The following is an 11,704-nucleotide window of genomic DNA, read 5'->3' as shown; positions in this document are numbered from 1 at the left end:
CCGGTACGACAAACTCGCCGTCCGCTACCAAGCGACCGTGCTGGTCGCAGCCATCAACGAGTGGCTGTGACCAGCACTTTCACAACAGGCCCTAGCCCGCGCACCCGTCCGGCCGGGAACGCCCGGTTCCGCTCCTGTCCCCACCCGTCCGTCGTGCCCACCGGCTGAGGTTGCGTCCCTTTGATGTCGAGTCACCACACCACGCCCACGCGGAAACCAGCACGGCTGCCGTCGCGCTGCCACGCGTCCCGGTACGGGGCGGTACTCGCGGCCCCTCCCGGGTTCCCGGACGCCGCCCTGCCACACCGGCCGCTCACCAGGACGGTCCGTACGAGGTCGAGGGGGCGTACGACACATGAGTGCCGGTGACGGACACGGCGGCGGACCGTACGACGGCACGGGACAGACCCGTACCCGGCTGCCCGAGACGCACGACGACGCGTACGGGGGCGCGCGGCGCGGCCGTTCCTCCTCGCGCGGCCTGGTGACGGTGGTGGGTGTGGTGGTGCTGCTGATCGCGGCCATCGCGTTCGCCAACCGTGGAGGCGGCGATTCCGCGAGCGGCTCCACGGCCGCCGGCGACAGGTTGGAGAGCGCCCCCACGGCGGCATCGGGCGAACAGCCGGTGACGGCCAAGAAGGCGGGCATCCCGACCGGGTTCGCGCACAGCGAGCAGGGGGCGCAGTCGGCCGCCGCCAACTACGCGGTGACGCTCGGCTCGACCGGCATGTTCAAGAAGGACACCCGGCACGCGATCGTGGACACCGTCTACACCGCCGCGGCGGCCTCCGAGCTGCGGGGCCCCATGGACGACGCGTACTCGGCGGAGTTCCTCGGCAGACTCGGGCTCGACGCCGACGGCAACGCGCCGGACGGCAGCACGTTCGTCTCCCGCGTGGTCCCCGTGGGGACAACGGTGCAGGAGTACCGGGACGGCACGGCGAAGGTGGCGGTCTGGTGCATGAGCCTCATCGGCATGTCCGGCGAACGCACCACCGATCCCGTCACCACCTCCTGGCAGACCTGGACCTTCGATCTGCAGTGGTCCGGCGGCGACTGGAAGATCACCGAACAGACGCAGCAGAACGGTCCCGCTCCGGTCCCCGGTGACGACAAGGCCGCCACCTCCGAGGAGATCGGCAAGGCCGTCGAGGAGTACGGAGGGTTCACCTATGCCCGGTAGCGGGAACCGCGCGCTCAGGCTCACGGGAGCGGTGGCGGCCGTCCAGACGGCACTGGTGGTGCTGGCGTCCCGCGCCTACGCGGAGCCCACGCCGCCCGCGAGCCCGAGCGCGAGCCCGAGTCCAAGCCCGTCGAGCACCGAGTGCGCCTTCATCATCGGTGATGAAGCCAAGGCACGCTGCGAGAGGGGCCAGAACCTCACGAACGGCGGCGGCACCCCCAGCATCACAGCCGACACCGCCGACCCCCTCTCCTCCCTCGCCAAGGGCTGCGCCGAGGCCGCCGCCTGGACCGTCGACAAGCTGTCCGAGGCCGTCAAGGAGACCGCGAACGTCGACTTCACCAACGCGACGTTCCTCCAGCAGTACGCCGTCGTCTTCGCGGCCTCCACCATCCTCACGCTGCTCCTGTGGCTGCTCGCGGTGGCCAAGCGGGCCGTCCGCGGGGTGCCCCTGACCACCGCCATCTCCGAGGCCATCGGCTTCCTCTGGCTGACGGTGCTGGCCTCCGCGTTCACCCCGCTGATCCTGTACACGATCGTCTCGGCGACCGACAGCGTCACCGACGTGCTCGCCAGCGCTACCGGCGACAAGACCGACACCTTCTTCGGCAACTTCTCCGCCGCCCTGGAGAAGGGCGAGGACATCGGCGGCGGACCGATCATGCTGATCGTGGTGTCGCTGGTGTCCATCCTCGCGGCCGGCGTCCTCTGGCTGGAACTGGTCATCCGGGCCGCGCTGCTGTACGTCGGCGCCCTGCTCGGCACCGTCGTCTACGCCGGCCTCGTCGACAAGAACCTGTGGGGTCACGTACGGCGCTGGGCCGGGATCATGATCGCGGTGATCCTGGTGAAGCCGGTCATCGTGATCGTGCTCGGACTGGCCGGCGCGCTCTCGGGCGAGGAGGGACCGGACGCCTTCTCGGCGGTCGTCTCCGGCCTCGCCATCATCCTGCTGGCGATCTTCGCCTCCGCGATGATCTACCGCTTCGTCCCGGGCTTCGGCGACGAGATCGCCGGCTCCCGCAACAACCGCATCATGCAGGGCGCCGAGCGCAAGGCCGCCGCCGTCATCAGCTCCCCCGCCACCCTCGTCGCCCAGGGCATCAAGACCCACAGCACCCGGGCGGACAACAACGGGGGCGGCGGCGGGTCCTCCGCGCCCCGTCCGTCCAACCCGGCCTCCTCGGGCGTGGCCGCGCACAGCAGCCGTACGCCGTCGGGCGGAGGCGGCGGGAACACCGCCGCGCCCCCGCCGCGTACGAGCCCGGCCGCCAGCCCGCACGCCGGATCCCGCAACACCAGCAGCAACCGCACGGGAGGTGACGGGCGATGACGACCGATTCCCATGTGTCCTCACCGGTCTCGCCCCGCCGTACGTACCTGATCGGCCGCGCCCGGCCGAACGCGATGATCGGCCGCAATCGCGAGACCGGCGAGATCGTGCTTATCATCGCGGGCGCGTTCCTCGGAATGATGTGCGGGCTCCTCGTCCCGGTCCTCTCCCTGCGGATCGTGCTGCTGATGGGCTTCCCGCTGCTCGCGCTGGCGGCCGTGTACGTGCCGTACAAGCGCCGGACGTTCTACAGGTGGTTCGAGATCAACCGAAGCTTCAAGCGCATCCTGCGCAAGGGCGCGACGTACCGTTCGGCCTCCATGGAGGCCGGCACCCAGCTCGACGGCCGCGAGGTCGAGATCGGCCCCCCGCCGGGCATCGGCCGCATCACCTGGCTGGCAGCGCCGTTCGGCCCCGACGAGATCGCCGTCCTGCTCCACGCCGACCGGCGCACCGTCACGGCCGCCATCGAGATCGAGGGCCCCGGCGTCGGCCTGCGCGACTCCGAGGACCAGGAGGCCCTGGTCGACCGCTTCGGCACGCTGCTCAAGCACGTGGCCAACGGCGACGGCTTCGTCACCCGCATCCAGATGCTGGCCCGCACCCTCCCCGCCGACCCGGACGCCCACGCCAAGGACGTCTCCCAGCGCGGCGACGACCGGGCCCCCGGGTGGCTGCAGCAGTCGTACGACCAGCTCCAGTCCATGGTCTCCACCAGCAGCGAGCAGCACCGTGCGTACCTCGTCGCCTGCATGCACTACACGCGCGAACTCGCCGCCGAGGGCGCTGCCATGGCCCGCGCCATCCGCCCCCAGGGCGGCCGGCGCATCGACAAGGACGCCGGACTCGCCGTCGTCATGGCCCGCGAGCTCACCGACATCTGCTCGCGCCTCCAGGAGGCCGACATCCGTGTCCGGCAGCCGCTCGGCCAGGGCCGGCTCGCCTCCCTCATCCACTCCATGTACGACCCGGACCACCCCATCGACCACATCCAGGCCATGACCCGGCGCAACGCCTGGCCGGCCGAGCTGGACGCGCGGGAGCCGACGTTCCTCCAGGCCAAGACCCGCGAGTCGCTCACCCGCGCCCCCTGGTGCCACGCCACCGCCTGGGTCAAGGAGTGGCCGATGACCCCGGTCGGCGTGAACTTCCTCGCCCCGCTGCTCGTCCACACCCCCGACGTGATCCGCACGGTCGCCGTCACGATGGACCTCGAACCCACCGAGATCGCCATCGAGCGCATGCTGACCGAGAAGACCAACGACGAGGCCGAGGCCAGCCGCGCCGCCAAGATGAACCGCACCGTCGACCCGCGCGACCTCGCCTCCAACAGCCGCCTCGACCAGCGCGGCCAGGACCTCGCGAGCGGCGCCGCCGGTGTCAACCTGGTCGGCTACATCACCGTCTCCTCGCGCTCCCCGGAGGCCCTCGCCCGCGACAAGCGGACCATAAGGGCGTCGGCCGGCAAGTCGTACCTCAAGCTGGAGTGGTGCGACAGAGAACACCACCGCGCCTTCGTCAACACCCTCCCGTTCGCCACCGGCATTCGAAGGTAGGACTGTGCCATGCGGGACCCGCTGTCGGCCCTCACGGAAACCTTCACGTCCTTCCTGTTCGGCAAGGTCGAGACGACCAGACTCCCGGTGCGCACCTCGACCGGCCAGGCCCAGGCGGTCTACCTGCCGACCGCCGCACCCGGCCTCGGCGACTCGGGCGTGATCATCGGCCGTGAGGTGTACTCCGGGAAGGGCTACATCTATGACCCCTTCCAGCTGTACGGACAGCAGCTCCCCGCCCCGCACTGGCTGGTCCTCGGCGAGTCCGGCAACGGCAAGTCGGCGCTGGAGAAGACGTACGTGCTCCGCCAGCTCCGCTTCCGCGACCGCCAGGTCGTCGTCCTGGACGCCCAGGGCGAGGACGGCGTCGGCGAGTGGAACCTCATCGCGGAGGAGCTGGGGATAACCCCCATCCGCCTCGACCCGACGGCCGCCCTGAACATGGGCATCCGCCTCAACCCGCTCGACCCGGCGATCACCACGACCGGCCAGCTCGCGCTGCTCCGCACGATCATCGAGGTCGCCCTGGGCCACGGCCTGGACGAACGGTCCGGCTTCGCCCTCAAGGTCGCGCACGCCTACGTCAACGAGACGGTCGTCGACCGCCAGCCGGTCCTCACCGACATCGTGGAACAGCTGCGCCACCCCGAGCCCGAGTCGGCCGAGGCGATGAACGTGGCCATAGACGACGTACGGGCCTGGGGCCTGGACGTCGCCCTCGTCCTGGACCGCCTGGTCGACGGTGACCTGCGGGGCATGTTCGACGGCCCGACGACGGTCGGCATCGACCTCGACGCCCCGCTCATCGTCTTCGACCTCTCCCACATCGACCGCAACTCCATCGCCATGCCGATCCTCATGGCGATCGTCGGCGTGTGGCTGGAGCACACCTGGATCCGCCCCGACCGGAAGAAGCGCATCTTCCTGGTCGAGGAGGCCTGGCACATCATCAACAGCCCGTTCGTGGCCCAGCTCTTCCAGCGCCTGCTGAAATTCGGCCGCCGGCTCGGCCTGTCCTTCGTCGCGGTCGTGCACCACCTGTCCGACGTGGTGGACGGCGCGGCGGCCAAGGAGGCGGCCGCGATCCTCAAGATGGCCTCGACACGGACGATCTACGCCCAGAAGGCCGACGAGGCAAGAGCGACCGGCCGTGTGCTCGGCCTGCCCCGCTGGGCCCAGGAGATCATCCCCACCCTCACGCCCGGCATCGCGGTCTGGGACGTCAACGGCAATGTCCAGGTGGTCAAGCACCTCGTGACCGAGACCGAACGCCCCCTGGTCTTCACCGACCGCGCGATGACGGAGTCCTCCACCGACCGGCTGGCGGACGACGCGATGCGCGCCGCCGAACTGGAGGCCGAGGAACGGGCGGCGGCGTTCGTGGAGCAACATCTCGAACTGGACGGTACCTCCGAGTCGACGGTGGCGTGAGCGGGAGTGGCGTGAGCGGGACGAGAGCGGAGAACAACCAGCGCGGCATCCCCGACGGACTGCTGCTCGGGTTCATCGCCTTCCTGATCGGGATGACCGTGCTGGTGTGGACGGCCACGGGGCTCGCCGCCCTGTTCACCCACGGCGGCTGGCCGGACGGCGTCGCGTTCACCCGTACGCCCCTGGCCATGCGCCACCTCATCGGCCGCCCGGACGACCTCGCGGGCGCCTGGCCGGACACGCCCGCGGACCAGCTCTCCGGGTACGGCCTGTTCTGGGGGCTGCTCATCGGCCAGCTGATGGTGCTGACCGTGCTGACCGTGTTCGTGGTGGGGACGGTGGCACGGTGGCGGGCGGTACGGGCCCGGAGGAAGGCAGAACGTGCGGCGGCCGTACCCCCGACGGCTGCCGCACAGCCGCAGCCCCAGCCCCAGTTCCAGCCACAGCCACAGCCACAGCCACAGCCACAGCCACACGAGCACCAGTCCCAGCCGCAGCCGGACCTGCTGTCGAAAGCCACGCCCGTACCACCCCCGCAGGATCCCGGGGCGACGCCACCCCCGCCCGTCACCACGGCCACCGTGACCGCGGCCGCCGCCTCGGTCCCCGTGCCGCCACCGGGCACGCCGGCGCCCGTGGGCGCCGACACGACCGCGGCCGCTCCCGCGAGCCCCGTCGTCCCCCTGCCCGCCCCGCGCGTCCCCGTGGTCCTGGGCTCCCCGGAGACCCGCCACCCCGTCGCCGCCGAGGCCCTCCGTGACGCCGAGGGCCCCGCTCTGGTCATCACTTCCAGCCCCGGCCTGTGGGCGGACACCAAGGACGCCCGCGCCAAGCTGGGCCCGGTCCTGCTCTACGACCCCTCGCACCTGTGCGACACCCCGGCCCGCCTCCAGTGGTCGCCCTCCCACGGCTGCGAGGACAAGGCGACGGCGGCGTCACGGGCGGCGGCCCTCCTCGCCCCCGTCCGCCCCACCGCCAAGATGGACCAGGCGCTCGCGGACGTCGCGGAAACGCTCCTCCGCTGCTACCTGCACGCCGCCGCCGTGGACGGGCGCGCCTTCCGCCACGTCCACCGCTGGGCACAGGGCATGCAGGTGCAGGACGCGGTACGCGCCCTGCGGACGCACCCGAAGGCGGCGTCGGGCACGGCGGGCGAGCTGGAGTCGGCGCTCACCTCGCATCCCGAACGTCGCGACATGGCCCAGGAGCTGACGGCCCGTGCCCTCTCCGCGCTCTTCACGGTCAACGTCCGCAACGCCTGCACTCCCAACCGAACGGACTCCGTCGCCTTGGATTCCTTCATCAACGAAGGGGGAACCCTTTACGTGGTGGGGGAACCCATCGAGGATCCCCGGGCGGATCCAGGGGCCATGCCCCTTCTCACCGCCCTCGCCGCAAGCGTGGTCGAGCGCGGCCGGCGCATGGCCGAACGGTCATCCTCCGGTCGCCTCGACCCACCACTCGCCCTCGTCCTGGACGACGTCGCCGCCGTGGCCCCGCTGCCCCAGCTCCCCGGGCTCCTGACGAACGGAGCGGACCTCGGCCTGCCGACGCTGGCCCTGATGCGCTCCCGGGAACAGGGCCGGGCGAGGTGGCCGCAGTACGAGCTGCCGGCCTAGTCCCCGGCGGGCCGCTTCATCTCGTACTCCAGCTCGACGCCCCCGACTCCCACGGGTCCGGGCACCCGTACCCCGCTGGCCACGAACCCGGTCTTCCGGTAGAACGCCTCGGCGCGCGTGTTCCGCTCGTGCACGAACAGCCGTGCCCGCTCGACGCCCGCCTGCCAGGCCCACTCCAGCGCGGCGTCGAAGAGCGCCCGGGTCACCCCCGCCTTGTCACCCCGCCACTCCGGCCGTACGAACACCCCGACGACATGCGCCTGGTCGCGCTCGACCGTCCCGTGGAACGGATCGCTCGCCCCGGCCGGCTCCCGCAGCACGGTCACCGAGCCGGCCCACTCCCCGCCGGCCGTCTCGGCGATGAACTGCCGCCGGTCCCGCGCCCCCTCCGCCACTCTGGCGGTCCACTCCCGCCAGTGGGACTCCGGCTTGGCGGCAGCCGTGTCGTACGCCTCCAGGAACGCCAGCTCCGCCACCGGATCCCGGAGCGCCTCCAGCCGCAGCCACCTGGCCCGCTCCCACTCCCCGGCCCGGACGGCCCGTACGACGACGCCACCGGACGTGTCCTGGCGCAGATCCCTGAGCTCCATGGGCGCCACCGTAGTACCGGAGTACTACAGCCCTCACCTCAAATACCGCCACCGTGCGACGCCGCACGCCCCCGCGCGGACGAGCATCGACGGCATGATGACGATCCGCCACCTCACCAAGCGCTACGGCGACAGGACAGTCGTCGACGACCTGACCTTCACGGTCCGCCCCGGCACGGTCACCGGCTTCCTCGGCCCGAACGGCGCGGGCAAGTCCACGACCATGCGCATGATCCTCGGCCTGGACGCCCCCACCCGCGGCCACGCCACGGTGGGCGGCCGCGCGTACGCCGATCACCCGGCACCCCTGACGGAGGTCGGCGCCCTGCTGGAGGCCCGCTCGGTCCACCCCGGCCGCAGCGCGTACGACCATCTGCTCGCGCTCGCCCTCACCCACGGCATCCCACGCGGGCGCGTCACCCACGTCCTGGAGCTGACCGGCCTCGCCGAGGTCGCCCACCGCCGCGTGAAGGGCTTCTCCCTCGGCATGGGCCAGCGCCTCGGCATCGCGGCCGCGCTGCTCGGCGACCCGGCGACCGTCATCCTCGACGAGCCGGTCAACGGACTCGACCCGGAGGGCGTGCTGTGGGTGCGCACCCTTCTGCGGTCCCTCGCCGCGGAGGGCCGTACCGTCCTCGTCTCGTCCCACCTGATGAGCGAGATGGCCCTCACCGCCGACCACCTGGTCGTCATCGGCCGCGGACGGCTGCTCGCGGACACGACGGTCGCCGCGTTCGTGCGTGAGGCGGGCGCCGGGAGCGTCCGGGTCGTCACACCCGAGGCGGCACGGCTGGCCGCGCTGCTCGCCGGGCCGGACACCGAGGTCACCCCGGCCGGCGCCGAACGGCTCGACGTGCGCGGCACGGACGCCCGGCACATCGGCCGCACGGCCGCCGCCCACGGCATCCCCCTCTTCGAACTCACCCCGCAGACCGCGTCCCTGGAGCAGGCCTTCATGGACCTGACCCGGGACTCGGTCGAGTACAGCGCCACCCTGGAGACCACCGCCGTGGCCACCACCGTGGAAGGAGCCCGGGCATGACCACGACCGCAACCTCCCCGTCGACCGCGACGCCCGCGTACGCCGTCACCCCGGGCCGCGTCCTGCGCTCCGAGTGGCACAAGTTCTGGTCCCTGCGATCGGCCTGGATCACCTTGTCCGCCTCGGCCGCCGCGATGGTCGGCCTGGGCCTGATCGTCGCCGCCAACTACGACACCGGCGGCCGCGAGCACGTCGACCCGGTCCAGCTCGGCCTCGCCGGCATCCAGCTCGCGGCCATCACGCTCCCCGTCCTGGGCGTGCTGGTCACCGCGGGCGAGTACACGACCGGCATGATCCGCTCCACGCTCACCGCGGTGCCGCGCCGGGTGCCGGTCCTGTGGGCGAAGGCCGCGGTCCTGACGGCGGCCGTCTTCCCGCTCACCCTCGTCACCTGCCTGATCGTCTACCCGCTGACCCAGATCCTGCTGTCCGGCACCGACCAGGAGGCTCCTCTGACGGACCCGGACGTCCTCGGCGCGGTGGCCGGCACCGCGGCGGGTGTCACCGCGCTCTCCGTGTTCGCCCTCGGGCTCGGCGCACTGCTGCGCTCGGTCGCGGGCGCCATCGGGGCCTTCGTCGGCGGCGTCATGATCCTTCCGGAGGTCGTGAGCATGATTCCGCTGGACGCCGTCGACACCGCCGTCGAGTACTTCCCCGCGCAGGCGGCGGGCAACGTCTCCGCCCTCGACGCCGTACCGGGCTTCCCCTCACCGGCCGCCTCCCTGCTGGCGTTGTGCCTGTGGGCGGTGGGTTCGGTGGCACTCGCCGGTGTGCTGCTCAAGCGCCGGGACGTGTGACGGCGTACGGCCGGGAGGGGCTCGCGGCCACGCCCGAGACACCGAGGAGGATGATCCCGTGACCGCTCCCCACCCGCTGACCTCCCGCCTCCAGGGCCTGCTCCAGCGCGTACGCGCCGTCGACGAGCGCCACCCGCGGGCCTGGGACCTCGCCCTCACCACGTTCTTTGTGATCGCGGCCCTGACGGACTACGCGAGCAGCGGGTGGCGCCGCACCGCACAGAACATGGACGTACCGGACTGGCTGCTCATCTGCATGAGCCTCGGCTTCACCGTCCCGCTGCTGTGGCGCCGCAGCCGCCCCCTGACGGCACTGCTGATGACCGTGCCGTTCTCCGCCCTGAACGGGTGGACGGGCGCCATCCTCCAGGCGGCCCTGGTGCAGGGCGTCGTGGTCTTCAACATCGCCCTGCGCCGGCCGATGCGGACGCTGGGCTGGGCGGCCGTGATGGTTCTCGCGCCCCTCGTGGCGGGCGCGGTCCGCTACCCGCACAGCGCCTGGGACTGGCAGTTCGGCCCGGGCCTGTGGGTGTTCGCCCTCACGGCACTCCTCGGCATCGCGGTCCGCTCCCGCAAGGAGTACACGGACTCCCTGGTGGACCGCGCCCGCCGGCTGGAGGTCGAGCGCGACCAGCAGGCCCAGCTGGCGGCCGCGGCCGAACGGGCCCGCATCGCGCGGGAGATGCACGACATCATCGGCCACAACCTCTCGGTCATCACCACGCTCGCGGACGGCGGCGCGTACGCCGCACAGAAGAATCCGGACCGGGGAGTGCAGGCGCTGGAGGCCATCGGCACGACGAGCCGCCAGGCCCTGTCGGAGCTACGGCGGCTGCTCGGCGTACTGCGCGAGGAGCACGAGGATCAGCAGACGGACGACCAGCCCACCCGCGCCCCGCAACCCGGGCTGGCGGACCTCGCCTCCCTGGCCGAGTCCGTGCGCTCCGCCGGCCTGCCGGTCCGGCTGACCGTCACGGGCACCGCACCCGCGCAGACGGCGGGACGGGAGCTCACCGTCTACCGGGTCGTCCAGGAAGCCCTGACGAACACGCTCAAGCACGGTGGCGAGGGAGCGTCGGCAACCGTCGACGTGACCTACGCGCCCGACGGCATCACCGTCACGGTCACCGACACGGGGACGGGCCGGGACGGTGCCGAGGGCCGCGGCATCACCGGAATGCGCGAGCGAGCCGCGCTGTACGACGGCACACTTGAGGCCGCGCCCCTGCCCGCCGGCGGTGGCTGGCGCGTTCACCTGCGTCTGCCCCCGGCATCCGAGGACCCGGGCACGGAAAAACCGGAGAACAGGACCCCCGACACGTGACGACCGTACTCATCGCCGACGACCAGCCTATGCAGCGCTTCGGCTTCCGCATGCTGCTCGAGAGCCAGGACGACATGGAGCTGCTCGGCGAGGCATCCCATGGCATCGAGGCGGTACGCATGGTGGACCGGCTCCACCCGGACGTCGTCCTGATGGACATCCGCATGCCGGGCCTCGACGGCATCGAGGCGACACGGCGCATCGTGGCCTCGGGCAAACGCACCCGCGTCCTGATCCTCACCACCTTCGACCTCGACGACTACGCGTATGCCGGCCTGCGCGCCGGTGCCTCGGGCTTCCTCGTCAAGGACGCGCTGCCGGAGGAGCTGCTGTCGGGCATACGCGCGGTGGCCTCCGGCGACGCGGTGGTGGCGCCGAGCCTCACCCGCAGACTTCTCGACGCGTACGTCGACCATCTCCCGCCCGGCAACGATCGCTCCCGTGCCGAGGACGCCCGCCTGACCTCTCTCACGGACCGCGAACGCGAGATCCTCACGGCCATCGGCCAGGGCCTGACGAATACGGAGATCGCCGCGCGGTTCCACCTCGCGGAGTCCACGGTGAAGACACACGTGGGCCGCATCCTCGCGAAGACCGGCTCACGGGACCGGGTGCAGGCGGTGATCCTGGCGTACGACGCCCGCCTGGTGAAGCCGTCGTGAAGGAAGGGATAGGTGCTGGGATATAAGTCCTGAACGCAGAAATCCCCCGCACCGAAGGTGCGGGGGATTCCTCTCAAAAATTGTTCGGCGGCGTCCTACTCTCCCACAGGGTCCCCCCTGCAGTACCATCGGCGCTGTAAGGCTTAGCTTCCGGGTTCGGAATGTAA

General features: G+C 71.7%; 10 protein-coding genes and 1 rRNA gene. 9 read left to right on the top strand and 2 right to left on the bottom strand.

Annotation, left to right across the window (positions count from 1 at the left end):
- The first annotated feature begins 355 nt into the window (after positions 1 to 355).
- From IEZ04_RS34195 to IEZ04_RS34175, 5 genes are all read left to right on the top strand, one after another.
- The gene (locus IEZ04_RS34195; RefSeq protein ID WP_189220897.1) at positions 356 to 1,183 is read left to right on the top strand and encodes a DUF8175 domain-containg protein; all 828 of its coding nucleotides are present in this window, start codon (positions 356 to 358) and stop codon (positions 1,181 to 1,183) included.
- Positions 1,173 to 2,516 carry a hypothetical protein gene (locus tag IEZ04_RS34190; protein ID WP_189220896.1) on the top strand — a complete coding sequence of 448 codons (1,344 nt, stop codon included), beginning with the start codon at positions 1,173 to 1,175 and terminating at the stop codon, positions 2,514 to 2,516. Before IEZ04_RS34195 ends, IEZ04_RS34190 begins: the two co-directional genes overlap by 11 nt.
- A complete protein-coding gene (locus IEZ04_RS34185) occupies positions 2,513 to 4,072 on the top strand; it encodes an SCO6880 family protein (protein WP_189220895.1) in 1,560 nt (519 codons plus the stop codon). Before IEZ04_RS34190 ends, IEZ04_RS34185 begins: the two co-directional genes overlap by 4 nt.
- Positions 4,073 to 4,081: 9 nt before the next feature.
- Positions 4,082 to 5,503 carry an ATP-binding protein gene (locus IEZ04_RS34180; RefSeq protein WP_189220894.1) on the top strand — a complete coding sequence of 474 codons (1,422 nt, stop codon included), beginning with the start codon at positions 4,082 to 4,084 and terminating at the stop codon, positions 5,501 to 5,503.
- 92 nt (positions 5,504 to 5,595) lie between these two features.
- Entirely contained in the window at positions 5,596 to 7,122 is a 1,527-nt protein-coding gene (locus IEZ04_RS34175) for a P-loop NTPase family protein (RefSeq protein ID WP_373296402.1), read from the top strand.
- On the opposite strand, the gene IEZ04_RS34170 is transcribed toward IEZ04_RS34175, so the two are convergent.
- The gene (locus tag IEZ04_RS34170; protein ID WP_189220892.1) at positions 7,119 to 7,712 is read right to left on the bottom strand and encodes a GNAT family N-acetyltransferase; all 594 of its coding nucleotides are present in this window, start codon (positions 7,710 to 7,712) and stop codon (positions 7,119 to 7,121) included. The genes IEZ04_RS34175 and IEZ04_RS34170 overlap by 4 nt on opposite strands.
- Before the next feature lie 94 nt (positions 7,713 to 7,806).
- On the opposite strand from IEZ04_RS34170, the gene IEZ04_RS34165 reads away from it, so the two are divergent.
- The 4 genes from IEZ04_RS34165 to IEZ04_RS34150 are packed head-to-tail and all read left to right on the top strand — an operon-like array spanning position 7,807 to position 11,537.
- Positions 7,807 to 8,754, top strand: a complete 948-nt coding sequence (locus IEZ04_RS34165; protein WP_189220898.1) for an ABC transporter ATP-binding protein — start codon at positions 7,807 to 7,809, stop codon at positions 8,752 to 8,754.
- The gene (locus IEZ04_RS34160) at positions 8,751 to 9,551 is read left to right on the top strand and encodes an ABC-2 transporter permease family protein (protein ID WP_189220891.1); all 801 of its coding nucleotides are present in this window, start codon (positions 8,751 to 8,753) and stop codon (positions 9,549 to 9,551) included. Before IEZ04_RS34165 ends, IEZ04_RS34160 begins: the two co-directional genes overlap by 4 nt.
- 58 nt (positions 9,552 to 9,609) lie before the next feature.
- Positions 9,610 to 10,875 (top strand): sensor histidine kinase, encoded by a 1,266-nt coding sequence (locus tag IEZ04_RS34155; protein WP_189220890.1) that lies wholly within the window; start codon positions 9,610 to 9,612, stop codon positions 10,873 to 10,875.
- Complete coding sequence (locus IEZ04_RS34150; protein WP_189220889.1) at positions 10,872 to 11,537, top strand: response regulator; 666 nt, start codon at positions 10,872 to 10,874, stop codon at positions 11,535 to 11,537. The genes IEZ04_RS34155 and IEZ04_RS34150 overlap by 4 nt, the downstream gene beginning before the upstream one ends.
- 82 nt (positions 11,538 to 11,619) lie before the next feature.
- Here the strand turns inward: IEZ04_RS34150 and rrf are convergent.
- Positions 11,620 to 11,704: ribosomal RNA gene (rrf, locus tag IEZ04_RS34145) — 5S ribosomal RNA — on the bottom strand; the annotation flags it as partial.

This window comes from Streptomyces ruber, from assembly GCF_014648075.1.
Lineage (GTDB): Bacteria > Actinomycetota > Actinomycetes > Streptomycetales > Streptomycetaceae > Streptomyces > Streptomyces ruber.
This window is presented reverse-complemented; position numbering and strand designations above follow the sequence as displayed.

What these genes read in the sequence shown, in the direction of transcription:
- IEZ04_RS34195 (WP_189220897.1), top strand. Translation starts at nt 356, where the DNA reads ATGAGTGCCGGTGACGGACACGGCGGCGGACCGTACGACGGCACGGGA.
- IEZ04_RS34190 (WP_189220896.1), top strand. Translation starts at nt 1,173, where the DNA reads ATGCCCGGTAGCGGGAACCGCGCGCTCAGGCTCACGGGAGCGGTGGCG.
- IEZ04_RS34185 (WP_189220895.1), top strand. Translation starts at nt 2,513, where the DNA reads ATGACGACCGATTCCCATGTGTCCTCACCGGTCTCGCCCCGCCGTACG.
- IEZ04_RS34180 (WP_189220894.1), top strand. Translation starts at nt 4,082, where the DNA reads ATGCGGGACCCGCTGTCGGCCCTCACGGAAACCTTCACGTCCTTCCTG.
- IEZ04_RS34175 (WP_373296402.1), top strand. Translation starts at nt 5,596, where the DNA reads ATGACCGTGCTGGTGTGGACGGCCACGGGGCTCGCCGCCCTGTTCACC.
- IEZ04_RS34170 (WP_189220892.1), bottom strand. Translation starts at nt 7,712, where the DNA reads ATGGAGCTCAGGGATCTGCGCCAGGACACGTCCGGTGGCGTCGTCGTA.
- IEZ04_RS34165 (WP_189220898.1), top strand. Translation starts at nt 7,807, where the DNA reads ATGATGACGATCCGCCACCTCACCAAGCGCTACGGCGACAGGACAGTC.
- IEZ04_RS34160 (WP_189220891.1), top strand. Translation starts at nt 8,751, where the DNA reads ATGACCACGACCGCAACCTCCCCGTCGACCGCGACGCCCGCGTACGCC.